23 protein-coding genes are annotated in these 23,246 nt (G+C 72.9%); 15 read left to right on the top strand and 8 right to left on the bottom strand.

Features of this window, described 5'->3' with window-relative positions; translation table 11 throughout:
* Positions 1–20 precede the first annotated feature (20 nt).
* Genes ACFVXJ_RS03880 through ACFVXJ_RS03870 form a run of 3 tightly spaced genes read left to right on the top strand, consistent with a single transcriptional unit; the run spans position 21 to position 2,501 of the window.
* Positions 21–782, top strand: coding sequence for an SDR family NAD(P)-dependent oxidoreductase (locus tag ACFVXJ_RS03880; RefSeq protein ID WP_389658082.1), 762 nt, complete (start codon positions 21–23; stop codon positions 780–782).
* Positions 761–1,855 (top strand): threonine aldolase family protein, encoded by a 1,095-nt coding sequence (locus tag ACFVXJ_RS03875; RefSeq protein ID WP_389658079.1) that lies wholly within the window; start codon positions 761–763, stop codon positions 1,853–1,855. Before ACFVXJ_RS03880 ends, ACFVXJ_RS03875 begins: the two co-directional genes overlap by 22 nt.
* Before the next feature lie 43 nt (positions 1,856–1,898).
* Positions 1,899–2,501, top strand: a complete 603-nt coding sequence (locus tag ACFVXJ_RS03870) for a transglutaminase family protein (RefSeq protein WP_389658076.1) — start codon at positions 1,899–1,901, stop codon at positions 2,499–2,501.
* Positions 2,502–2,587: 86 nt separating this feature from the next.
* Here ACFVXJ_RS03870 and ACFVXJ_RS03865 read toward each other — a convergent pair whose 3' ends face one another.
* Complete coding sequence (locus ACFVXJ_RS03865) at positions 2,588–3,310, bottom strand: lysophospholipid acyltransferase family protein (RefSeq protein ID WP_389658073.1); 723 nt, start codon at positions 3,308–3,310, stop codon at positions 2,588–2,590.
* Between the two features lie 223 nt (positions 3,311–3,533).
* On the opposite strand from ACFVXJ_RS03865, the gene ACFVXJ_RS03860 reads away from it, so the two are divergent.
* The 5 genes from ACFVXJ_RS03860 (at position 3,534) to ACFVXJ_RS03840 (ending at position 8,159) form a co-directional block, all read left to right on the top strand.
* Positions 3,534–3,860 carry a TlpA family protein disulfide reductase gene (locus tag ACFVXJ_RS03860; protein WP_389658070.1) on the top strand — a complete coding sequence of 109 codons (327 nt, stop codon included), beginning with the start codon at positions 3,534–3,536 and terminating at the stop codon, positions 3,858–3,860.
* 264 nt (positions 3,861–4,124) lie between these two features.
* On the top strand, positions 4,125–4,661 hold the full coding sequence (locus tag ACFVXJ_RS03855) for a flavin reductase family protein (RefSeq protein WP_389658067.1): 537 nt from the start codon (positions 4,125–4,127) through the stop codon (positions 4,659–4,661).
* A gap of 202 nt (positions 4,662–4,863) precedes the next feature.
* Positions 4,864–5,649, top strand: coding sequence for an electron transfer flavoprotein subunit beta/FixA family protein (locus ACFVXJ_RS03850; RefSeq protein WP_389658064.1), 786 nt, complete (start codon positions 4,864–4,866; stop codon positions 5,647–5,649).
* Positions 5,650–5,711: 62 nt separating this feature from the next.
* Entirely contained in the window at positions 5,712–6,686 is a 975-nt protein-coding gene (locus ACFVXJ_RS03845; RefSeq protein ID WP_389658061.1) for an electron transfer flavoprotein subunit alpha/FixB family protein, read from the top strand.
* Positions 6,687–6,860: 174 nt separating this feature from the next.
* On the top strand, positions 6,861–8,159 hold the full coding sequence (locus ACFVXJ_RS03840) for a DUF6986 family protein (RefSeq protein WP_389658058.1): 1,299 nt from the start codon (positions 6,861–6,863) through the stop codon (positions 8,157–8,159).
* A 32-nt stretch (positions 8,160–8,191) separates the two neighbouring features.
* Here the strand turns inward: ACFVXJ_RS03840 and ACFVXJ_RS03835 are convergent, their stop codons facing one another.
* Positions 8,192–9,178 (bottom strand): LacI family DNA-binding transcriptional regulator, encoded by a 987-nt coding sequence (locus ACFVXJ_RS03835; protein WP_389658616.1) that lies wholly within the window; start codon positions 9,176–9,178, stop codon positions 8,192–8,194.
* A 221-nt stretch (positions 9,179–9,399) separates the two neighbouring features.
* Here ACFVXJ_RS03835 and ACFVXJ_RS03830 point away from each other — a divergent pair, with 221 nt between their 5' ends.
* On the top strand, positions 9,400–10,437 hold the full coding sequence (locus ACFVXJ_RS03830; RefSeq protein ID WP_389658055.1) for an NUDIX domain-containing protein: 1,038 nt from the start codon (positions 9,400–9,402) through the stop codon (positions 10,435–10,437).
* Positions 10,438–10,545: 108 nt separating this feature from the next.
* Here the strand turns inward: ACFVXJ_RS03830 and ACFVXJ_RS03825 are convergent, their stop codons facing one another.
* Complete coding sequence (locus ACFVXJ_RS03825) at positions 10,546–11,253, bottom strand: MBL fold metallo-hydrolase (protein WP_389658052.1); 708 nt, start codon at positions 11,251–11,253, stop codon at positions 10,546–10,548.
* A gap of 180 nt (positions 11,254–11,433) precedes the next feature.
* On the bottom strand, positions 11,434–12,798 hold the full coding sequence (locus tag ACFVXJ_RS03820) for a dipeptidase (RefSeq protein ID WP_389658049.1): 1,365 nt from the start codon (positions 12,796–12,798) through the stop codon (positions 11,434–11,436).
* A gap of 180 nt (positions 12,799–12,978) precedes the next feature.
* On the opposite strand from ACFVXJ_RS03820, the gene ACFVXJ_RS03815 reads away from it, so the two are divergent.
* Positions 12,979–14,259, top strand: a complete 1,281-nt coding sequence (locus ACFVXJ_RS03815) for a geranylgeranyl reductase family protein (protein WP_389658046.1) — start codon at positions 12,979–12,981, stop codon at positions 14,257–14,259.
* A 466-nt stretch (positions 14,260–14,725) separates the two neighbouring features.
* On the opposite strand, the gene ACFVXJ_RS03810 is transcribed toward ACFVXJ_RS03815, so the two are convergent.
* Entirely contained in the window at positions 14,726–15,190 is a 465-nt protein-coding gene (locus tag ACFVXJ_RS03810; RefSeq protein ID WP_389658043.1) for a nitroreductase/quinone reductase family protein, read from the bottom strand.
* Between the two features lie 166 nt (positions 15,191–15,356).
* Here ACFVXJ_RS03810 and ACFVXJ_RS03805 point away from each other — a divergent pair, with 166 nt between their 5' ends.
* Both ACFVXJ_RS03805 and ACFVXJ_RS03800 read left to right on the top strand, forming a co-directional pair.
* Positions 15,357–16,064, top strand: a complete 708-nt coding sequence (locus ACFVXJ_RS03805; RefSeq protein WP_389658040.1) for a TetR/AcrR family transcriptional regulator — start codon at positions 15,357–15,359, stop codon at positions 16,062–16,064.
* A 158-nt stretch (positions 16,065–16,222) separates the two neighbouring features.
* Positions 16,223–17,278 carry a spherulation-specific family 4 protein gene (locus ACFVXJ_RS03800; protein WP_389658037.1) on the top strand — a complete coding sequence of 352 codons (1,056 nt, stop codon included), beginning with the start codon at positions 16,223–16,225 and terminating at the stop codon, positions 17,276–17,278.
* A gap of 434 nt (positions 17,279–17,712) precedes the next feature.
* Here ACFVXJ_RS03800 and ACFVXJ_RS03795 read toward each other — a convergent pair whose 3' ends face one another.
* Positions 17,713–18,468 carry a maleylpyruvate isomerase family mycothiol-dependent enzyme gene (locus ACFVXJ_RS03795; RefSeq protein WP_389658034.1) on the bottom strand — a complete coding sequence of 252 codons (756 nt, stop codon included), beginning with the start codon at positions 18,466–18,468 and terminating at the stop codon, positions 17,713–17,715.
* 51 nt (positions 18,469–18,519) lie between these two features.
* On the opposite strand from ACFVXJ_RS03795, the gene ACFVXJ_RS03790 reads away from it, so the two are divergent.
* Positions 18,520–19,170 (top strand): alpha-ketoglutarate-dependent dioxygenase AlkB family protein, encoded by a 651-nt coding sequence (locus ACFVXJ_RS03790; protein WP_389658031.1) that lies wholly within the window; start codon positions 18,520–18,522, stop codon positions 19,168–19,170.
* A 40-nt stretch (positions 19,171–19,210) separates the two neighbouring features.
* A complete protein-coding gene (locus ACFVXJ_RS03785; protein WP_389658028.1) occupies positions 19,211–20,509 on the top strand; it encodes an ROK family protein in 1,299 nt (432 codons plus the stop codon).
* Positions 20,510–20,630: 121 nt separating this feature from the next.
* Here ACFVXJ_RS03785 and ACFVXJ_RS03780 read toward each other — a convergent pair whose 3' ends face one another.
* Positions 20,631–21,173 carry an ATP-binding protein gene (locus ACFVXJ_RS03780; RefSeq protein ID WP_389658025.1) on the bottom strand — a complete coding sequence of 181 codons (543 nt, stop codon included), beginning with the start codon at positions 21,171–21,173 and terminating at the stop codon, positions 20,631–20,633.
* 333 nt (positions 21,174–21,506) lie between these two features.
* Here ACFVXJ_RS03780 and ACFVXJ_RS03775 point away from each other — a divergent pair, with 333 nt between their 5' ends.
* Positions 21,507–22,634, top strand: coding sequence for a PLP-dependent cysteine synthase family protein (locus ACFVXJ_RS03775; protein ID WP_389658022.1), 1,128 nt, complete (start codon positions 21,507–21,509; stop codon positions 22,632–22,634).
* Positions 22,635–22,701: 67 nt separating this feature from the next.
* Here ACFVXJ_RS03775 and ACFVXJ_RS03770 read toward each other — a convergent pair whose 3' ends face one another.
* On the bottom strand, positions 22,702–23,178 hold the full coding sequence (locus tag ACFVXJ_RS03770) for an SRPBCC family protein (RefSeq protein ID WP_389658019.1): 477 nt from the start codon (positions 23,176–23,178) through the stop codon (positions 22,702–22,704).
* Positions 23,179–23,246: the final 68 nt, after the last annotated feature.

Here is a 23,246-nt window from a genome sequence, read left to right as displayed (position 1 = left end):
GCCCTCAGGAGGCTGCACGGATGAACGGCTCGGGGAACGACAACGCGACCCTCCATGGAGCGGTGGTGGCGGTGGCCGGCGCCGGCGGGCCCGCCGGGCGCGCCGCCCTGCTGCGCCTCGCCGAGGCGGGCGCGACCGTCGTCGCGTCGGACGCCGACCCGGCGCGGCTGGCCGAGGCCGTGGACGCGGCCCGGTACGCGCACGGCGGCGCCACCGTCATCGGGGACACCGTCGACCTGCTGGACCTCGCCGCCACCAAGGCGTGGGCCGAGCGGATCGAGAAGGACTACGGCCGCGTCGACGGCCTGGTCCATCTCGTCGGCGGCTGGCGCGGGAGCACCTCCTTCACCGAGACGGACCTGGCGGACTGGAGCTTCCTGGAGAAGCTGCTGATCCGCACCGTGCAGCACACCTCGCTCGCGTTCCACGACGGCCTGCTCCGCAGCGACCGCGGCCGCTACGTCCTGATCAGCCAGTCCGGCGCCCACAAGCCGGTGGCCAACAACGCCGCCTACAACGCGGGCAAGGCCGCCGCCGAGGCGTGGACCCTGGCCATGGCGGACTCCTTCCGCAAGGCGGGGGGCGAGGACGGCCCGCAGGCGGCGGCTGCCATCCTGGTCATCAAGGCATTGGTGCACGACGCCATGCGCGCGGAGCGCCCCAATGCGAAGTTCGCGGGCTTCACGGACGTCAAGGAGCTGGCCGAGGCCATCACCGGCGTATGGAACCAGTCCGCCCCCGATGTGAACGGACAGCGCCTGTGGCTCACTCCGCAACCGTGAGAACCGCTAGCGGGACGACCGACGCGCGCCGCCACCACGACCCGGCGGTGCGCGGATTCGCCAGCGACAACTACGCGGGGGTGCACCCGGAGATCCTGGAGGCCGTCGCGTTGGCCAACGGGGGCCACCAGGTCTCCTATGGCGACGACGAGTACACCGAACACCTGCAGAAGATCTTCCGCAGCCACTTCGGCCCGTACGCGCAGGCGTTCCCCGTCTTCAACGGCACCGGCGCCAACGTCACCGCCCTCCAGGCGATGACCGACCGCTGGGGCGCCGTGGTGTGCGCCGAGTCGGCGCACATCAACGTCGACGAGGGCGGCGCGCCCGAGCGGATGGCCGGTCTCAAGCTCCTCACCGTCCCGACGCCCGACGGCAAGCTCACCCCCGAGCTCATCGACCGGCAGGCGTGGGGCTGGGAGGACGAGCACCGCGCCATGCCGCAGGTCGTCTCGATCACCCAGAACACCGAACTGGGCACGGTCTACACGGTCGAGGAGATCCGGGCGATCTGCGAGCACGCGCACTCGCTCGGCATGAAGGTCCACCTCGACGGCGCCCGGATAGCCAACGCCGCTGCCTCGCTCGACGTGCCGATGCGCGCCTTCACCAACGCGGTCGGCGTGGACGTGCTCTCGTACGGCGGCACCAAGAACGGCATGATGGCCGGCGAGGCGGTGGTCGTGCTGAACCCCGACTCCGTGCGGCAGATGAAGCACATCCGCAAGATGTCGATGCAGTTGGCGTCGAAGATGCGGTTCGTGTCGGTGCAGCTCGAAGCGCTGCTCGCGAAGGACCTGTGGCTGCGCAACGCCCGCCACGCCAACGCGATGGCGCAGCGGCTCGCGGCGGGCGTCCGCGAGACGGACGGTGTCCGCATCCTCTACCCGGTGCAGGCGAACGCGGTGTTCGCGCGACTGCCGCACGAGGTGTCGCGGCGTCTGCAGAAGCGTTACCGCTTCTACTTCTGGGACGAGATCGCCGGCGACGTCCGCTGGATGTGCAGCTTCGACACCCAGGAAGAGGATGTCGACGGCTTCCTCCAGGCGTTGAAGGAAGAACTCGCGCGATAAATCGATAGTCATGCGACTTGCTGCATAGGTATGCTCCTGGATCATGGAACTGATCCAGGAGCATCCCGACGTTTCCGCCTATCTCGCCGCCGATGAGGCGATCGACCACGGGCACCCCCTCGTGGTCGAGACCGCCGACGCGCTGTGGACCGCCACCGGCGGCGACGCCTACACCTACGCCGAAGCGGCGTTCGAGTTCGTCCGCGACACGATCCCGCACTCCCGCGACGCCGGAGACCCGCGCGTCGCCTGGCGCGCCTCGGACGTGCTGGGCACCCGCAACGGCATCTGCCACGCCAAGTCCCACGCCCTCGTCGCCCTGTTGCGCGCCAAGGGGGTGCCGGCCGCGCTCTGCTACCAGCGGCTCACCGAGGACGACGGCTCCGAGCCCCTCCTCCACGGGCTGGTCGCGCTCCGGCTGCCCGGCGGCGACCGCTGGGCGCGGCTGGACCCGCGCGGCAACAAGCCGGGCGTGGACGCCCGGTTCGACCTCGAACGGGAGCGACTCGCCTTCCCTGTCCGCCCCGAGCTGGGCGAGGTCGACTACCCGACGCTCTACGCCGGCGCGCACGCCGGCGTGCTCACGGCGCTCCGGGAGTCCGCGGACCGGTCGGAGCTGTGGCGGAGGCTCCCGACGGCCTTGTGACCGCCCTCGGCCCCGTCCCCGGCCCCGTGTCCGCGCAACGGGCCCGGGCCGGGCGCCGAGGACGTGGGGTGCCCCGGCCGGGCGGCTTAGCCCGCTTCCTTGACCTGGGCCGGGGTCGGGGCGGTGCCGCCCAGGTGCGCCGGGAGCCACCACGCGTCCTCGGGGCCCTTGGGCTTGGCCGGATACGCGCGCTGGGCGGCGTCCAGCAGTTCCTGCACCCGCTCGCGCAGGCGCCGCGTGATGGCCCCGGCGTACTGGTCGGTCGGGGCCTCCAGCGGCTCGCCCACCCGCATCGTCACCGGGATGTGGCTGCGCTTGAGGTCCTTCGGGCGGCCCTTGGTCCACAGCCGCTGGGTGCCCCACAGCGCGACGGGGATCAGCGGGACGCCGGCCTCCTGCGCCATCCGGGCCGCACCCGACTTGAAGCTCTTGAGCGTGAAGGACTGGGAGATGGTCGCCTCGGGGAAGACCCCGATGATCTCACCGGAGCGCAGGGACTCCAGGGCGTGCTCGTACGCCGTCTCACCCTGCGCGCGGTCCACCGGGATGTGCTTCATCGCGCGCATCAGCGGGCCGGACACCTTGTGCCGGAACACCGATTCCTTCGCCATGAACCGCACCAGCCGCTTCTGCGGGCGCGCGGCCAGACCGGCGAAGATGAAGTCGAGGTAGCCGATGTGGTTGGACACGAGGACCGCCCCGCCCTTGCGCGGGATGTTCTCCGTGCCCTTCATGTCGATACGGATGTCCAACGCGCGGAAGAGCGTGTGCGCGGCGCCGATCACGGGAGGGTAGACGAGCTCAGCCATGGTGGGGAGACCCCGCTTTCTGCCTGGGGAGGTGCTCCCGGCTGGAAGTTACGGAAGCGTAGGTACGCGACCATGGGGATGGTGCCCCACATACCGGCCGATGAGCCAGCCCGGACGCGCATGCCCGGGGAGATTCTCGTCACGCCGGGAATGCGGCGCACCGACGGGGCGCTCGGATCAGCGTACGACCGAAGCCGGAGCAGGGGTACCGAAGGGAGCCGAGGTGCGGGTGCGCGGGGACGGAGCACGGCTGGGCGTGGCCGAATTGGGCGTGCGGCCGGGGGAGCGGGCCACCCTGGTCCAGTTCTCCAGCGCGTTCTGCCGGCCCTGCGCGGCGACCCGGCGGATCCTCGCCGACGTCGCCTCGATGGTGGACGGCGTCGCGCACGTGGAAGTGGACGCCGAGTCGAACCTGGGACTCGTGCGCGCCCTCGGCATCGAGAAGACCCCCACCGTGCTGGTGTTGGACGCCACCGGGCGGATCGTCCGGCAGGCAGCCGGGATGCCGAGGAAGGCCGACGTGATCGCCGCCCTCGGAGCCGTCCTGTGACGTGCCGGGTGGGCCGCGGGTTCCGTACGCGCCGGTGCGCGCGCCCGTACCCGGCGTGACGCGCCCGACATCTGGCCGGTGCGGCTTGACTGTGTACACGGGAGATCGCCAGGCTGACCGCATGAGGTACGAACTCCTGCTCTACGGACGGGTGCATGTGGACCTGGTCCGCTGTGCGAGCGCGCGCTGTCGGGATCACTGAACGCCCCCGACCCCCGACCCCCGATCGTGCCCGCGCCCGGCGCGGCAGAAGGAAGACCCCTCATGACGGCCCCGACGGCTCCGTCCCCCCGTTTCGCCACCGGCACGGCCGGATCGCCCGATCTCCTTCGTTCCGTCTTCCGGCACCACGCCGCCGGAGTCGCGGTCATCACCGCCACCACGGGCGGCGGCGCCCCGGTGGGGTTCACCGCGACGTCCTTGAACTCCGTCTCCGCCGACCCGCCGCTGCTCTCCTTCACGATCGGCACCGGCTCCTCCACCTGGCCCGCGATACGCGACTCGGACCACCTCGGCGTGCACATACTCGCCGAGCACCAGCGGGAGCTGGCCGGACTCTTCGCGCGCAGCGGCGCCGACCGATTCGGGCCGGACACCGACTGGGCCCAGGGCCCGCACGGGGTACCGGTGCTGTCCGGGGTGCTGGCCTGGCTGGTGTGCCGGGTGGTGGCGCGGGTGCCCGCCGGCGCGCATCGGGTGATCATCGCCGAGGTGGTGTCCGGGAACCCCGCGGTGCCCCCCGGCGGCGAAGGCCGTCCGCTCCTCTACCACCAGGGTCGCTTCAACGCGTTGCGGGACTGAATCGTCCCTGCTGGGGCGGGTTCGGGCGGCGTTGGCCAGATCACAGTTCGACGGCCTTGCAACCGGGGAAGACCCACTGTGTACTGACGAGTAACATTCTGTTCGGGGCGCGGGTCGCCCCGATCGGGATCCGCCCGACAAGGCGCCTATGCTGCCTGCACAAGGCGGTACCAGAAAAAGACGATGCGGTAGGAGAGTCGGCGTGAGCCTGAGGATCGTTGTCTGTGTGAAGTACGTACCCGACGCCACCGGCGACCGGCACTTCGCCGATGACCTGACCGTCGACCGCGACGACGTCGACGGTCTGCTGTCGGAACTCGACGAGTACGCGGTCGAGCAGGCGCTCCAGATCGCCGACGCGGCGGACGAGGCGGAGATCACCGTCCTGACCGTCGGTCCCGAGGACGCCAAGGACGCGCTGCGCAAGGCGCTCTCCATGGGCGCCGACAAGGCCATCCACGTCGAGGACGACGACCTGCACGGCTCCGACGTCATGGGCACCTCGCTCGTGCTCGCCAAGGCCATCGAGAAGGCCGGCTACGACCTGGTCATCACCGGCATGGCCTCCACCGACGGCACCATGGGCGTGCTCCCGGCGATCCTCGCCGAGCGCCTGGGCGTCCCGCAGGTCACCCTGCTCTCCGAGGTCAAGGTCGAGGACGGCACCGTGACCGGCCGCCGCGACGGCGACACCGCCAGCGAGCAGCTCCAGGCCTCCCTGCCGGCGCTCGTCTCGGTGACCGACCAGTCGGGCGAGGCCCGCTACCCGTCCTTCAAGGGCATCATGGCGGCCAAGAAGAAGCCGGTGGAGTCCTGGGACCTGGAGGAGCTGGAGCTCGACGCCGACGAGGTCGGCCTGGAGGGCTCCTGGACCAAGGTCGACTCCGCCGCGCAGCGCCCGGCCCGTACCGCCGGCACGATCGTCAAGGACGAGGGCGAGGGCGGCAAGCAGCTGGCCGAGTTCCTGGCGGGCCAGAAGTTCATCTAAGAGCTTCAGCCGGCACCCTCTCGATCGCCCCCTGACTACTTCGCATTCGCAGGAGCACTCCCATGGCTGAAGTCCTCGTCTACGTCGACCACGTGGACGGCGCCGTCCGCAAGCCCACCCTCGAACTGCTGACCCTGGCCCGCCGCATCGGCGAGCCCGTCGCGGTCGCCCTCGGCGCCGGCGCCGAGAACACCGCCGCCGTGCTCGCCGAGCACGGCGCCGTCAAGGTGCTCACCGCCGACGCCCCCGAGTTCACCGAGTACCTCGTCGTGCCGAAGGTGGACGCGCTCCAGGCCGCGTACGACGCGGCGTCCACCGCGGGTTCCCCGGCCGCCGTGCTCGTCCCGTCCTCCGCCGAGGGCAAGGAGATCGCGGCCCGCCTCGCGGTCCGCATCGGCTCCGGCATCATCACCGACGCCATCGACCTGGAGGCGGGTGACGAGGGCCCGGTCGCCACGCAGTCCGCGTTCGCCGCGTCCTTCACCACCAAGTCCCGCGTCTCCAAGGGCACCCCGGTCATCACCGTCAAGCCGAACTCGGCTCCGGTCGAGGCCGCCCCGGCGGCCGGCGCCGTCGAGGCGCTCGCCGTCACCTTCGGCGCCCTGGCCACCGGCACCAAGGTCGTCTCCCGCACCCCGCGCGAGTCCACCGGCCGTCCGGAGCTGACCGAGGCCGCGATCGTCGTCTCGGGCGGCCGCGGCGTCAACGGCGCCGAGAACTTCCACCTCATCGAGGACCTCGCGGACTCCCTCGGCGCGGCGGTCGGCGCCTCGCGTGCCGCCGTCGACGCCGGCTGGTACCCGCACACCAACCAGGTCGGCCAGACCGGCAAGTCGGTCTCCCCGCAGCTCTACATCGCCTCCGGCATCTCCGGCGCGATCCAGCACCGGGCCGGCATGCAGACCTCGAAGACCATCGTGGCCATCAACAAGGACGCCGAGGCCCCGATCTTCGACCTGGTCGACTACGGCGTGGTCGGCGACCTCTTCACGGTCGTCCCCCAGCTGACCGAGGCGATCAAGGCGCGCAAGGGCTGACCTGCGCTTCTCTTCTCCGTCGTGCGCCCTCGGGGCCGTGTGGTGTTTCTCACCACACGGCCCCGAGTCGTTTGTCCCGAGCGGCGGAGGGACCATTGACGGAGCGGAACCCCATGGCTAAATTCTGCTATGCGGATCTAAGCTTCCGTGAAGCGGAAAAGAGGAGAGTGCACGATGGGTCAGCAGGAGAAGGTGGCGACGAGCCTCGCAGGCGCGGTCAGCGAGGGCATCAGCGCCTCCCTCGCCCCGGTGGACGCGGAACTCGCGCGGCACTACCCGGGTGACCCCGGGACCCGTCAGCCCATCCACACGGTCTACGTCCCCGGTGACGTCTTCGCCGCCGACACCATCCGCTCCTGGGGCGACCAGGCCCTCGCGGCCCTCGACGAGCACGCCCCGGACGCCGCCACCTTCGCCAAGGTGCTCGGCATCTCCGACGAGCTGGCCGTCCCCGTCTACGACCGGGTACGCGCCAAGCTCGCCTCCGAGCCCATCGAGGACCTCCGCGTCGACTTCGAGGACGGCTTCGGCGTCCGCTCCGACGAGGAGGAGGACCAGGCCGCCGCACGCGCCGCCCGCCTCGTCTCGGAGGCGTTCGCCAACGGCACGAACGCCCCGTACATGGGCATCCGCATGAAGTGCATGGAGTCCAACGTCCGCGACCGCGGCATCCGCACCACGGACGTCTTCCTCTCCGGGCTCCTGGAACGGGGCGACCTGCCCGAGGGCCTCGTCCTCACCCTCCCGAAGGTCACCTACGCCGAGCAGGTCACCGCCTTCGTCGAGCTGTTGGAGGCGTTCGAGACCGCCCGGGGCCTGCGCCCGGGCCGGATCGGGTTCGAGATCCAGATCGAGACCAGCCAGTCCATCCTCGCCTCGGACGGCACCGCCACCGTGGCCCGCATGATCGAGGCCGCCAAGGGTCGCGCCACCGGCCTGCACTACGGCACCTTCGACTACAGCGCCTGCGTCGGCGTCTCCGCCGCCTACCAGTCCAGCGACCACCCCGCCGCCGACCACGCCAAGGCGATCATGCAGGTCGCGGCCGCGGGCACCGGCGTACGCGTCTCCGACGGCTCGACGAACGTGCTGCCGATCGGCACCACCGAGCACGTCCACGAAGCCTGGAAGCTGCACTACGGGCTCACCCGGCGTGCCCTCGCCCGCGCCTACTACCAGGGCTGGGACATGCACCCCGGGCACCTGCCGACGCGTTACGCGGCCGTCTTCACCTTCTACCGCGAGGGGCTGGAAGCCGCGGCGGCGCGGCTGAAGGCGTACGTGGCCAAGATCGAGGGCGACGTCATGGACGAGCCCGCCACCGCCAAGGCCCTGGCCGGCTACCTGGTCCGCGGCCTCGACTGCGGGGCCGTCGGCACCGACGAGGTCACGGCGCTGACCGGCCTCACCCGCGCCGAACTCGACGCGTTCGCCATCCCGCGCCGCTCCGCGACGCTGAAGGCGAACGCCTGAGCCCAGGCGGCCCCGGACCCCGCTCGCGGGGTTCAGGCCGGCGGGGGGAGTTCGCCCGAGCCGCGCGGGACGAGGCGGGTCGGCAGTTCGACGCGGGCCGGGGGCAGATCGGCGCCCGCCAGGCGCCGGAAGAGCCGGTCGGTCGCGACCCGTCCCAGGGCCGCCGCGTCCTGGGCGACCACCGTCACGCCGGGGCGCAGCAGGTCGGCCAGTTCGAAGTCGTCGAAGCCGACCAGGGCGACGGGGCGTCCCTCGGCGGCCAGGACGCGTACCACCGTGACCGTCACCCGGTTGTTGCCCGCGAACAGGGCGGTGACCGGGTCCGGGCCCGCCAGCATCCGGCGGGCGGCGGCCGTGACGGGCGCCGGGGCGGTCGGGCCGAGGGCCACCCAGGACTCGTCCACGGGCAGGCCGGCGGCCGCCATCGCGGCGCGGTAGCCCCGCAGGCGTTCCGTCGCCGTGTGGATGTGGGGATGGTCGCCGATGAAGCCGATCCGGCGGTGCCCCGCGGCTATCAGGTGCGCCACCCCGTCCCGGGCGCCGCCGAAGTTGTCCGACAGGACCACGTCCGCGTCGATGCGGCCCGCGGGGCGGTCCACGAACACCGTGGCCACGCCCGCGCGGATCTCCGGCTCCAGGTACCGGTGATCGTCCCCGGCCGGGATCACGATCAGGCCGTCCACCCGGCGGGCGCACAGGGCGAGGGCCAACTCGCGCTCCCGCTCGGGATCTTCGGCGCTGGAGCCGTTGATGAGCAGCGCCCCGTGCGCGCGGGCCACCTCTTCCACGGCCCGGTTCAAGGGTCCGTAGAAGGGGTCGGCGAGGTCCTCCAGGACCAGGCCCACGGTGGCGGTGCGGCCCTTGCGCAGCACGCGGGCGCTGTCGTTGCGGCGGAAGCCCAGGGCGTCGATGGCCTCTTGCACGCGCCGCTCGGTGTCGGGCGTGACGCCCGGCTCGCCGTTGACCACCCGCGAGACCGTCTTGAGGCCCACGCCCGCCTGGGCGGCCACGTCCTTCATCGTCGGTCGGTTGCCGTAACGGGGTACGGACGAGCGGCGGGTGTGGGGCACGGGACCTCCGGCGGAGCGGTCGGGCGGGACACGGGCGGGCGTCGGACAGGGACCCGGGACAGGGCTCTGACCTTGAGGATAAGCACTCCGCCGGGGAGCGGGTTTCCGTGGCAGGGTGAGGCGGGCAAGCCACTGGGGGCTTCGAGGCGAACCATCGGAGAGGGGTAGACGTGATTGTCTGGATCAACGGCGCGTTCGGTGCCGGGAAGACCAGCACGGCCCGCGAACTGACCGGACTCCTGCCGGACGGCACGGTGTTCGACCCGGAGTTCGTCGGGGACGCGCTGCGGACGCTGCTGCCCCGCAAGCGGCTCGCGGAGGTCGACGACTACCAGGACCTGCCGAGTTGGCGGCGGCTCGTGGTGGAGACGGCGGCGGCGATGCTGGCGGAGCTGGGCGGGGTCCTGGTGGTGCCGATGACGCTGCTGCGCCAGGAGTACCGCGACGAGATCTTCGGTGGCCTCGCGGCGCGGCGGATACCGGTGCGACATGTGCTGCTGGCCCCAGCGGAAACGATTCTTCGCCAACGGATCGCGACTCGGGAGGAGCCGGGGGCGCCCGAGCAGGTCGACGTCCGGGTCAGACAGTGGGCGTACGACCACATCCCCGCCTACCGACAGGCGTTGGGCTGGCTGACGGCCGACGCCCACGTCGTCGACAACGGACGGCTGACGGTGCGGGAGACCGCGGAGCGGATCGCGGACGCCGTACGGACGGGGGCGGCGCCGGTCTGCGAGATCGTCCAGACGCCCGAGCCGACGCGGGAGACGGTCGCTTCGGGGGTGCTGCTCTTCGACGAGGCGGGCCGGGTGCTCCTCGTCGATCCGACGTACAAGCCGGGTTGGGAGTTCCCGGGCGGCGTCGTGGAGTCGGGCGAGGCGCCGGCGTGCGCGGGGGTGCGGGAGGTCGCGGAGGAGCTGGGCCTGACGCTGGAGCGGTCGCCCGAGCTGCTGGTGGTCGACTGGGAACCGCCGGTGTCCCCGGCGTACGGGGGGCTGCGGCTGCTGTTCGACGGGGGGCGGCTGGGGGAGCGGGAGATCGCGGGGCTGCGGTTGCCGGGGCCGGAGCTGCGGGAGTGGCGGTTCGCCACCGAGACGGAGGCCGCCGGCATGCTGCCGCCGGTCCGCTTCGAGCGCCTCCGCTGGGCCCTGCGGGCCCGCGAACGCGGCCGCCCCCTGTACCTGGAGGCGGGCCGCCCGGTCCCGTAGGCCGGCCCGTCCGGTGAGCCGCCCGGTCCGGGGTGGCGTAGTCCTGCCGGTCCGTAGTCCCGGCGGGTCCGACGGGCACGCGGTTCCGGCGGGTCCCGCCGGGCACGGTCAGGCGGTCGCGACGGCCGTGGCAGCGGCCCGGAGGGTGTCGGCCGCGGCGCTGGTCAGCGGGTCGCCGTGGCCGAAGCAGGCCATCGACGGCGCCAGATCGGCCAGGTGCCGGAAAGAGGCGACGGCTCGGGCGCGATCCACGTTGAACACGCCCGGCATGACCCGACCGACCCCCGCGACGCAGTCCCCGGTGAACAGCACGCCGTGCTCCGGCAGGTGCACGGCGACGCTGCCCGGCGTGTGTCCGGGCGCGTGCACGATCACCGCGCCGTCCCCGAACGGCAGCCGTTCCCCGTCCTCCACCTCCTGGTCCACCCGGGTCGGCGGCGCCTCCGGGACGGTCAGCCCGTGCGCGTACAGGGGGACTTCCCAGGTCTGCAACACCGGCTCCGGCACCGGCTCCTCGCCCCTGATCACGGGAGCGTCCAGGCGGTGCGCCACGACCCGCGCACCCCACCGGTCGGCGAGTTCACCCGCCGCGCCCACGTGGTCGCGGTGGCAGTGGGTCAGGACGATCCGCTCCAGCCGCTCCGGGAGCAGGCCCAGCGAACGGATCGCCCCCTCGATCGCGTCCGCGGCCCCCGCGTGCCCGGCGTCGATCAGCGTCAGGTCCGCGCCGTCGCGCCACAGGTACGCCTGGCCGATGGGGAAGCGGAGCATGTGCAGACGGTGGGGTACGACCTCCACCAGGTCGAGTTCGGTCATGGGTCGAACGTAGGCCGGGAGGATCCGCTTCCGGCGCGCGGTTCACCGGAAGCGGAGTTCACCCGTGGCGTAGATCGGGTCGCCGCGGATCGGGCCCGCGCGGATCGGGCCGCCGTGGCTCGGCCCGCCGTGGCTCGGGCCCGTGGGCATCGGGCCGTCGTGGCTCGGGCCCGGCGTTTCTCAGGCGCGCTTGGAGCGGGCGTAGTTCACGAGGAACAGGGCCTCCGCGACCGCCAGGCGCTCCAACTCCTGCGGGGAGACGCTCTCGTTCACCGCGTGGATCTGCGCCTCGGGCTCACTCAGACCGATCAGCAGCATCTCCGCGTCGGGGTACAGCGACGTCAGCGTGTTGCACAGCGGGATCGACCCACCCATGCCGCTGACCTGCATCTCCTGGCCCGGGTACGCGACTTCCATGGCCGCCGCCATCGACGCGTACGCGGGGCTGCTCGTGTCCGCCCGGAACGGCTGCCCCTGGCCCACGACCTCCAGCTCCAGTCGGGCCTGCCACGGGGTGTGCGCCACCAGGTGGGCCTGGAGGAGCTTGATGGCCTCCGCGGTGTCCACGCCCGGCGGCACGCGCAGGCTGATCAGCGCACCGGCGCTCGCGTGCACCGAGGGAGTCGCGCCGGCCACCGACGGGCAGTCGATGCCGAGGACGGTGACGGCCGGGCGGGCCCACAGCCGGTCCGCGATCGTGCCCTCCCCGATGAGCCCCACGCCCTCCAGGACCCTCGCGTCGGCGCGGAAGTCGGCCTCCGGGTACTGGAGGCCCTCCCAGACCGCGTCCGAGGCCAGCCCGTCGACCGTCGTGGAACCGTCCGCCGCGCGCAGCGAGTCCAGGAGGCGGATCAGCGCGGCCAGTGCGTCGGGGGCGACACCGCCGAACATGCCGGAGTGCAGGTTCCCGGCCAGGGTGTCGATCTTGACCTTGACGAGGGTCATGCCGCGCAGCGTGGCCGTCACCGTCGGCAGGCCCAGCCGGAAGTTGCCGGCGTCGCCGATGACGATGGTGTCGGCGGCCAGCAGCTTCGGGTGCGCCTCGGCGTACTGCTGGAGCCCGCCGGTGCCCTGCTCCTCCGAGCCCTCGACGATCACCTTCACCCCGACCGGCACGCCACCGTCGGCCTTGAGCGCGCGCAGCGCCAGCAGGTGCATGATGAAGCCGCCCTTGCAGTCGGCGGCGCCGCGCCCGTACCAGCGGCCGTCCCGCTCGGTCAGCTCGAAGGCGGGCGATATCCAGGCGGCGTCGTCCAGCGGCGGCTGTACGTCGTAGTGGGCGTAGAGCAGGACGGTCGGCGCGCCCTCGGGGCCGGGCAGGTACCCGTAGACCGACTGCGTGCCGTCGGGCGTGTCGAGCAGGGCCACGTCCTGGAAGCCCTCGGCGCGCAGGGCGTCCGCCACCCAGTTCGCGGCGGCCTCGCTCTCGCTCCGGGGGAACTGCGAGAAGTCCGCCACCGACCGGAAGGCCACCAGCTCGGCCAGCTCCTGCCGGGCACGGGGCATCAGCGAGGCGATGGTCTCGGCGACCGGAATCGGCGACATGGGCACGCTCCTCTTGGGTGCGACGTTGGTGTACGTGTACGCCTCCCGCATCCGCGTGGTGCGCGTCAGGGGCACGGCGAAAGGACAGCATCGATCCTCGCACAGCGAGGCGAGACGATCTCCCGCCGTAGGATTTCCCCGGCATCCGAGGAACAGCCTGATCAGGAGCAGCAGCACATCGTGAGCAGCGACGACGAGGTACAGGGCCCGAGCGCGGAGCAGAACGACGCCGGGCGGGCCGAAGAGGAGAGCGCCGGGCCGACCGGCGAGGTGTGGGACGTGGTCGTGGTCGGGGCCGGCCCGGCGGGGGCCTCGGCGGCCCACGCGGCGGCCGCGGCCGGGCGGCGGGTCCTGCTGCTGGAGAAGGCCGAACTGCCCCGCTACAAGACCTGTGGCGGCGGCATCATCGGCCCCTCGCGGGACGCACTGCCGCCGGGCTTCGTCCTTCCCTTCAAGGACCGGATCAACGCGGTCACCTTCTCGATGAACGGGCGGCTGACCCGAACCCGGCGTTCGCGCGGCATGTTGTTCGGGATGGTCAACCGGGCCGAGTTCGACGCGGCACTGGTCGCGGAGGCGGAGAAGGCCGGCGCCACCGTCCGTACGGGGACGGCCGTGAGCCGCGTCGAGCAGCACGGGGCGGCGGTGCCCGACCGGCGCACGGTGGCCGTGGTCCTCGCGGACGGAGAGACGGTACTGGGCCGGGCCGTGGTCGGCGCGGACGGCAGCGCCAGTCGGATCGGCGCCCATGTCGGCGTCGAGATGGAGCAGGTCGACCTCGGTCTGGAGGCGGAGATCCCGGTCCCGGAGACCGTCGCCGAGGACTGGAAGGGGCGGGTGCTCATCGACTGGGGTCCGCTGCCCGGAAGTTACGGCTGGGTCTTCCCCAAGGGCGACACCCTCACGGTCGGCGTCATCTCGGCTAAGGGCGAGGGCGCCGCGACGAAACGCTACCTGGACGACTTCATCGCCCGCCTGGGCCTGGCGGGCTTCGAGCCGGCCGTCTCCTCGGGGCACCTCACCCGTTGCCGCACGCCGGAATCGCCGCTCTCGCGCGGCCGGGTGCTGGTCGCGGGGGACGCGGCCGGGCTGCTGGAGCCGTGGACGCGCGAGGGCATCTCCTTCGCGCTGCGTTCGGGGCGGCTCGCGGGCGAGTGGGCCGTGAAGATCTCCGAGGCGCAGGACGCGGTGGACGCCCGGCGCCAGGCGCTGAACTACGCCTTCGCGGTCAAGGCGGGGCTGGGCGTGGAGATGGGCGTCGGCAAGCGCATGCTGGCGCTCTTCGAGGCGAAGCCGGGGCTGCTGCACGCGGCGATCACCGGGCTGCGCCCGGCCTGGATGGCCTTCGCCCGGATCACCCGCGGGTCCACGACGCTGGCCGAGTTGGTCCGCTCGTACCCGCTCGCCCGCAAGGCGCTGCACGTGTTGGACGCGCGCCAGGCGCGCCGGCGTCAGGACTGAGGCGGGGGCGCGAGGCCGCCGCCCGGCCCGGCCACGGGCGCGGGCGGCACCTCGCTTGGTCGCGAGTGCCTGGCGCCTTGTGCTCGGCGCCTCGTGCTTGGTGGCTGGTGCCTGTTGCGGGTCACGGGGGTCGTGGCCGCCGGCGCCGTGGCCGGAGGGGGCGGGCGACCAGGAGGTTCGGGTAGGCGTTACGTGGTGTACGCGGCGCCGGGCACGTAGACCGGGTTTGGCGGATCGCCACCGCGGTCGGGTTCGACCGTCAGTCTCGCGCCATCAACACGATGCGGTGCCCTGCCGTCGGGCCGTACCGGGGCGAGTCGGCTGCTCGGGCGGGCTGACGAAGGCCCACGAGGGCGTGACGGGACGACAGGGGGGCTGCTCGGGGGCAGGTCGTCGGGCCGCGTGAGTGTCCCGGATCGCCCGCATGGCCGAAGGCGGCTCCTGCCTTCCCGGGTGCGAGGCCGGGTCAGCGCGACACGGTGAGGCGGAAGACCGGGTGGTCCACGGCGATGGCCCGCAGTTCGGCGTCGGAGGACTTCGCGGTGACGCCCTGGAAGAACTGGGCCACCTGCCACCCCCACCGCTCCAGGTAGGTGCGCAGCACCGCCGCCTTCTGCGCCGGGTCGGTCATCTCGGTGACGGTGAAGGCGCGGACTTTGCGACCGACGCGCAGCTCGCCGCCGCCGGCGGCGCGGATGTTGTCGACCCACTGCGAGTGGCCGCGGACCGAGACCAGGTACGGGGAGCCCTCGAAGGTGTGCGGATTGACCGGGATCCGCTGCATCCGGCCGGAGGTACGGCCGCGCACCGACAACTCGGCGCTGCCGGCCACGCTGATGCCGAGTCGGGCGAGCTTGCCGAAGAGGGCGTTGAAGCGGATGCCGAGTCGGCTGCGCCCGGCGTAGTAGGGCTTGGGGGTGGACGCGCTCATGACGGCCTCCGCGGCGGTGGGAGAGCGGCGCTCTCGCTTGAGATCAGTGTGCACGGAGCGTCGCTCCAAAACGAGAGCGGTGCTCTCTTAGGTGAGCATCATACTGGGAACAGGGCGCCGCTCTCATTCTTGAGCACTGCTCCGTTCGCATGACACACTGACCGGCATGAGCACCGTGCGAGGGGCCCGCGAACGGGCCCGCGTCGAGGTCACCGCCGCCATCAAGGACGAAGCGCGCCGCCACCTCGCGGAGGAGGGCGCCGCCAAACTCTCGCTGCGCGCCGTCGCCCGCGAACTGGGCATGGTCTCCTCCGCCCTCTACCGCTACTTCCCCAGCCGGGACGAACTCCTCACCGCGCTGATCATCGACGCCTACGACAGCGTGGGCGCCGCCGCCGAGGAAGCCGACGCCGCCGGCCGCGCGGCCGGCGGCGCGCCCCGCGCCCGCTGGGTCTGCGTCTGCGAGGCGGTCCGCGCCTGGGCGCTGGAGCACCCGCACGAGTTCGCGCTGATCTACGGCTCCCCGGTGCCCGGCTACAGCGCGCCCCTCGATACCGTCGGCCCCGCCTCCCGCGTCGCCAACACCTTCATCGGAATCCTCCGCACCGCCCACGCCGGCCACGGCCTGGCCCTGCCCCCGCTGCCCCAAGCCCTGCGCCCCGAGGGCCTGCGCATGACCGCCGACTTCGCCGAGGGCCTGCCGCCCGAGGTGACCGTGGCCCTGGTCGCCGCCTGGGCGCAGTTCGTCGGCCTCATCTCCTTCGAGCTGTTCGGTCAGTTCAACCGGGTCGTCGAGGACCGCGCCACCTTCTTCGCGTACGCCGTGGACCGACTGGCGCACGACGTGGGGCTGTCCGCCGACCCGCGCGGCTGAGGCGACGGTCGCACCCTGGTCCGGCCCGGCGATCGGCTGATGGAAACGATTCGTCGCTCTTCTGTTCGTCGTATGAACACCGGCCGGTTCGACCCGTTCCGCACTGCCGCGCGTCTACTGTTCCTCGGGTCAACCCTGCCGCCGTCGGAGGAACAGCCATGGCCCGCGCCCGCGCCGCGAAGGCGCTGTACGCCGTTGTGACCGTCCTCTTACTGGCCGCCCCGGCGCCGGCCTGCGAGGCGTCGGGGCGCTCCACAGCGGCGGAAGCCCGCGCCGCGACCCCGTCGGCCCCACCAGCCCTGTCGGCCCCATCAGCTCCACCGGGCCTGTCCGCCCCCCGGCCCGCTCCCGCACCGGTCGCGCCGCCCACCCCCCGGCTCCCGGGCGTCCGGGGCCTGGAGATCGCCGTCCCCGCCTACGTGGGGGCGGACGACCCGATGCTGTGGGACCTGACCGCCACCGGCCCGGCCGTGTCGGTGGTCGTCCTCAACCCGGGCAACGGCGACTCCCCCTTCGGCGCCCGCTGGCAGGCCCGCGCGGACGCCCTGCGCGGCGGCACCACGGCGACCGGCGAGCGGCCCAAGGTGCTCGGCTACGTCCACACCGACCACGGCAACCGCGACCCCGCCGCCATCCTGGCCTCCGTCGACAACTACCTGAAGACACCCGACGGCCGGCTGCACGTCGACGGCATCTTCTTCGACGTCGTCAGCCGGGACTGCGGCCCGGCCAACGCCACCCGCGACCTCTACGAGCGGCTGCGCCGCTACGTCGAGGACACCGTGCACGCCGTCGACCCGGCCCTGCCCGACCTGGTCGTGAACAACCCCGGCACCGCCATAGCCGACTGCTACCTACAACCCGGCCACCGCACCGCCGACATCTTCGTCACCTTCGAGGACACCTACGCGGCCTACACCTCCGGCGGCCGGCTCGGCGGCAACGTGTTCGACGAGTCCGGCGGCTACCGGGTCGGCAGCGAACTCGACCCCACCGGCACGGCGTTCTGGCACCTCGTCCACGACGTCCCCGACGCCTCCGCCATGCGCTCCACCCTCCGCACCGCCTTCGATCGCGGCGCGGGCTACGCCTACGCGACCAGCGCCGCCATGCCCAACCCCTGGAACACCCCGCCGGCTTGGCCCTCCTCCGGCCAGACCGCCTTCGCCGCCACGGTCGGCCGGCCCGCCTCCCCGGATCCCGCAGCCCAGTAGGTCCTGTGGCCGGGCAGGCCTTCCAGGAGCGCGGCCAAACCGGCGTCGCTCACGGGCTCGTAGAATTCCCAGGGCGCCAGGCAACCGGGCACCACGAACGATCGGGGCGGGGCCGGCCCCAACCCGGTTGCGGCGGTCACGGCCTCGAAGTCCGCTTCCACCTGCTCGATCGTCGGCCCTGGTCCCGAGTACGGGGCCTGCGGCGACGCCGGCTCCGCCACCCACCCGGAACGCTCAGGGTCCGGGGTCAGCAGGGCACCGCCGACGACCCGGATGCCGGTCAGCAGGACGCCGGCCCGGCTCACGGCGCCGGCTGCCGGGGCCGCTCCCGTCCTCGGCCTCGGCTCCGGCCTCGGCTTCGATGGTTTCCCCAGTCCCGCTCATTTGCCTCCCACCCCGTCACTGCGCTGCCCGGGCCGGTCGGACCGGTGCCGTCAGATGATGGGGGAGGTCTCCGTCCACAGCCGCGCGAGCGGGTGGTCGATGCCGCCGTCCGGGCCGGTGCCGGTGCCGGTCAGGGGCAGGCGGTTCCAGAGGGCCGTGTACAACCAGGCCGCCTCGCCCGTCAGGTCGAGGTCCGCCGGGGCGTCCGTGTCGCCCCGCACCGTGCGCGGCGGTTCCTGCGACAGGTGCACCGTCCACACCGCGCCGGTGTCGGTCGCCCGTATCCGCACGACGCGCGGCTCCGCGCTGCGCACCCGACTGCGCGAGCGCGCGTGGAAGCCGGTCAACAACTCGTCCACCCCGTCCTCGGCGAACTGCGGCGTCACCGCCGAGAACGGGACGCCCAACGCCGCCTGCGCGTCGAACCGGTGGACAGTTGTCTCGTGCGCCTGACGCCGGGCCCAGAACCCCAGGGGTGACGGCGCCGTCGGCAGGAACGTCCAGCACTCGACATCCGCCGGGGCCTCGCCCAGCGTCCGCACCAGCGCCGCGTGCCCCTCCCGGAACCACGCCAGCAGCTCCGGTCCGGTCAGCTCCGGGGCGTCCGGGAACGGACCCGGCTCCCTGACCCGGTCGCCGACGTACCCGGCCGCCCAGCGGTGTACCGCTCCCGTGTGCCGCAGCAGATCGGCGACCCGCCAGTCGGGGCAGGTGGGTACGAGGGCGTCCGTACCCGCCTGTTCGGCCGCCTCCGCCATCAGTTCGCCCTCGCGGGCCAGCGTGTCCACAAAGTCGATGATCTTCATGGAGGGGAGTGTGCCGGCCACCACTGACACAGGTCACCCGATAATGGGGACATGGAAGGCGAACTCTTCCCGCGCGAGCGGACCGAGATCGCCCCCGGCGCGGTGCACGTGCCCGACTGGCTGGACCGGCGCCGACAGCGCGAGCTGCTCGCCGCCTGCCGCGCGTGGGCGCGCCCGCCGGCGGGCCTGCGCACCGTACACACCCCCGGCGGAGGGACGATGACCGCCCGCCAGGTGTGCCTGGGGCTGCACTGGTACCCGTACGGATACGCGCGCACCGCCGTCGACGGCGACGGGGCGCCGGTCAAGCCGATGCCCGCCTGGCTCGCCGAACTGGGGCGGAGCGCAGTCGCCGACGTCTACGGGCGGCCACCGGACGAGGCGTACGACATCGCCCTCGTCAACTTCTACGAGGGTGACTCCCGCATGGGCATGCACCGGGACTCCGACGAGAAGTCGCCGGCGCCCGTCGTCTCGCTCAGCCTCGGCGACTCCTGTCTGTTCCGCTTCGGCAACACCACCTCGCGCGGCCGCCCGTACCGGGACGTCGAACTGCGCAGCGGCGATCTGTTCGTCTTCGGCGGACCGAGCCGGCTCGCCTACCACGGCGTGCCGAAGGTCCTGCCCGGCACCGCTCCGCCCGAGCTGGGTCTGACGGGGCGGCTGAACATCACACTGCGGGTCGGCGGCCTCCTGCCGTGAGCGGCGTCCGGCGACCCCCGCTCGTGCGAGGATCGCTGTCATGAACGGCAACGGGGCCCCGCGGCGGGTGGGGGACGCGTCCACGGTGTCCACGGTCTCATCGGCGGGCTCCGCCGCCGACCGGGCCGCGGCCGCCACGAGGACGAAACTGGAGCGGGGTCGGGGCGCGCTGGGCCCCGCACTGGAACTCGTCCACACCGGTCGGGCCCCGACCCGGGCGGTGCTGACGGCCGAGCTGGGCGTCACCCGCGCGACCGCCGGAGCCGTGGCCGCCGAACTGGAGGCACTCGGTCTGATCCGCGTCGACTCCCGCCCCGGTGGCGCCGGCGGTACCCAGGGCCGGCCCTCGCACCGGCTCGCCGTGGAGGAGAACGGCCCCGTCGCGCTCGCCGCCCAAGTGCACTCGGACGGCTTCCGGGCCGCGCTCGTCGGTCTCGGCGGCCGGATCGTGGCCACCGCCCCCGGCAAGGTCACCGTTTCCGCCGACCCGGCGCAGGTCCTCGGCGCGGTCGTCGACGCGGGCGCCGCGCTGCTCGCGGAGTCCGGGAGGCGCTGCGTCGGCGCGGGCCTCGCCGTGCCGTCGGCGGTCGCGGAGCCGGAGGGCACGGCACTGAACCCGCTGCACCTGGCCTGGCCGGCCGGTTCGCCGGTCCGGGCCATCTTCGCCGAACGGGTGAAGGCGGCCGGGATCGACGGCCCCGCCTTCACCGGCAACGACGTCAACCTCGCCGCGCTCGCGGAGCACCGGCACGGCGCGGGCCGCAGCGCACAGCACCTGCTGTGCGTGGCCACCGGCCACCGGGGAGTCGGCGGGGCGCTGGTGCTCGACGGCCGGCTGCACAGCGGCAGCGCCGGTCTCGCCCTGGAGGTCGGCCACCTCACCGTGAACCCGGAGGGTCGGGCCTGTCACTGCGGCAGCCGGGGCTGCCTGGACGTGGAGGCGGACCCGCTGGCCTTCCTGACGGCGGCGGGGCGCACGCCCGGCCCCGAGGTGTCACTGCTCCAGCAGGCGCGGGACCTGCTGCGCGCCGAGTTCGCGGACCCGACCGTACGGACGGCCGCCGAGGAACTCATCGACCGGCTGGGACTGGGGCTCGCGGGCCTGGTGAACATCCTGAACCCGGACCGGATCATCCTGGGCGGTCTGCACCGGGAACTGCTCCACGCGGACCCCGAGCGGCTGCGTGCGGTGGTCGCGGACCGGAGCCTGTGGGGACGCAGCGGCGGGGTGCCGATCCTGCCCTGCACCCTGGACCACAACAGCCTGGTCGGCGCGGCGGAGCTGGCCTGGCAGCCGGTGCTGGACGACCCGCTGGGAGCGCTGGGCGCGGCGGCCTGACCGGGACCGGCGGCGGCGAGCGCGACGGCCTCCACATGCGACGGCCTCGCAGGCCACGGCCCGGCGCCCGACGGCTCCGCGGACGATGGCCCTGCGGTGGCCCGGCCGCGGCGGCCCCGGACTAGCCGGGCCGGGCTCCGGCCCGGGCCGATACCGGCACGGTGGTGGCGACGGCCGCGGGCTCCACGGCGTAGAGCGCCGCCGGGGCGTGCTCCCGTACGGCCTTGGGGGAGATCCGGACGGTGCGGGTCGGCGCCGCCGGGGCGGGGGCGGCCCGCATGGAGAACCACACGACCTTGCCCGGCCCGTCCTGCTGGTGCCGGGCGCCCCACGCCTCGCTGATCGCCGCGACGAGCGCGAGACCGCGTCCGCAGGTCTCCAGGGCGGCGGACTCGCGCACCACGGGCAGCCGGGGATCGCTGTCGTGCACCGAGACGGTGAGCCGGCCGAGCCGGAACTCGATCTCCACCCGGCACACCTTGTCCGGCTGTGCGTGCCGGTGCACGTTGCTGAGCAGCTCCGTCACTCCGAGCGCGGCCCGATCGATGAGGGGGTCGAGCTGCCAGTGACGCAATTGCGCCGAAACGATTCTGCGGATCTGGCCGATCCGCGCGGGCAAGGCCTGCAGTTCGACGACGCAGTGCCTGCGGGAATGACTTATCACGGCTGCGACTCCCCGACATGAGTGTTACGGGTGCTGCACCCTCTGTGACGCCTCACCAGGGTCACCCACGGTGGGCCGGTGTGCAACCGAACGGGCACGACGATCTGGGCCGGGCCGCCGCGTACCGTCCGAAAGTCATCGGTGGGCCGTCTCAAAGCCGCCCACGGCCACCGGCCGGCGGCCTGCCGGCGGCCCACTCGCGCGGTCTCCCCGTAGCCCCTCCGCGCCGGCCCTAAAGCAATTCGCATGGAGACCCAAAGGAACTGTTTGCGCAGGTGGGGGAGGTACATTGCGAAGGCAGGGGGTCATGGAAGTGATGAAGGAGCAAGGCGCATGAGCACGACCAGCACCACCGCCAGGGCCGATGATGTCGACCGCAGCGACGCCGAGTACCGGGCCTGGCTGAACGAAGCCGTGCGCAAGGTCCAAGCCGACGCCAACCGGTCCGCCGACACCCACCTCCTGCGCTTCCCGCTCCCCGAGGAGTGGGGAATCGACCTGTACCTGAAGGACGAGTCGACGCACCCGACGGGCTCCCTCAAGCACCGCCTGGCCCGCTCCCTTTTCCTGTACGCGCTGTGCAACGGCTGGATCCGTCCCGGCCGCCCGGTCATCGAGGCGTCCTCCGGCTCGACCGCCGTCTCCGAGGCGTACTTCGCCAAGCTGATCGGCGTCCCGTTCGTCGCCGTCATGCCGCGCACGACCAGCCCGGAGAAGTGTCGCCTCATCGAATTCCACGGCGGCACCTGCCACTTCGTGGACGACTCGATGAAGATGTACGAGGAGTCCGCCGAACTGGCCGCCCGCACCGGCGGGCACTACATGGACCAGTTCACGTACGCGGAGCGGGCCACGGACTGGCGCGGCAACAACAACATCGCGGAATCGATCTACCAGCAACTGCGCCTGGAACGCTATCCCGAGCCCACCTGGATCGTGGCGACGGCCGGAACCGGCGGCACCTCCGCGACGATCGCGCGCTACGTCCACTACATGCAGCACGACACCCGGATCTGCGTGCCGGACCCGGAGAACTCCTGCTTCTTCGACGGCTGGACCCAGGGCGACGCGAACGCGAGCAGCGATTGCGGCTCGCGCATCGAGGGAATCGGCCGTCCCCGGATGGAACCGAGCTTCGTGCCGGGCGCCATCGACCGGATGATGAAGGTGCCGGACGCGGCGAGCGTCGCCGCGTGCCGGGCGCTGGAGCAGGCCATCGGGCGCAAGGCGGGCGGCTCGACCGGCACCGGCCTGTGGAGCGCACTCAAGATCGTCTCGGAGATGGTGGCCCAGGGCCGCACGGGCAGCGTCGTGACCCTGCTGTGCGACCCGGGCGACCGCTACCTCGACAAGTACTACTCGGACGACTGGCTGGCGGCTCAGAACCTGGACATCGCCCCGTACACGAAGACCATCGAGACGCTGCTGACGACGGGGGCGTGGCGGGAGCCCTCGGCCTGACCGCCCCCGCATGCCGCCCGGCCCGGCCGCGCAGGCCGCCGGGCCCGGCCGCGCGGCCGGCGTACCGTCACCGCCCGGCCTCCAACCGGGCGTCGAGCGCGCCGACCGCCGAGCGGAACGAGCGCCCGAGCCCGGGGCGGGCGGCGGCGAGGGCGAAGCGGAACGGGGCCGGTCCGTCCGCCGCGAAGGTCCACTGCACCCGGGTGCCGGAACCGGAGGGGCTGAGCCGCCACTCCTCCAACAGTGCCCGGATGCCGGGGACGTTGGTCTCGTCCACCCGGTACGCGTAGCACCGCTCCCGCTCGGCCGCCACGACGGTCTCCCGGAACCGGACCCCGCCCACCAGCGCTATCTCGCGGCCCGCGCCGTCGTGCGTGGACCGGGCCAGGGTGACGGCCTTGAACCAGGCGGGCCAGTCCGCCACCTGCTCGGCGAGCGCCCGGTAGACCGGAGCCGGCGGCTGGGTCACATGCGCGGCGAAGACGAACCGGACCGGCGCCGTCCCGGCGAAGTCCAGTTCCACGGCACGGAGTCGGCGGACCATCGTGATACCCCCTGCGGGAACGCGGTGCGAAGCGGCGGCGCCGAACGGCGGTGCGGGCACCCTACCCG

Source organism: Streptomyces sp. NPDC058279 (assembly GCF_042881255.1).
Classification (GTDB): Bacteria; Actinomycetota; Actinomycetes; order Streptomycetales; family Streptomycetaceae; genus Streptomyces.
The sequence above is the reverse complement of the archived record's forward strand: the minus strand, read 5'-3'. Positions and strand labels throughout refer to the sequence as shown.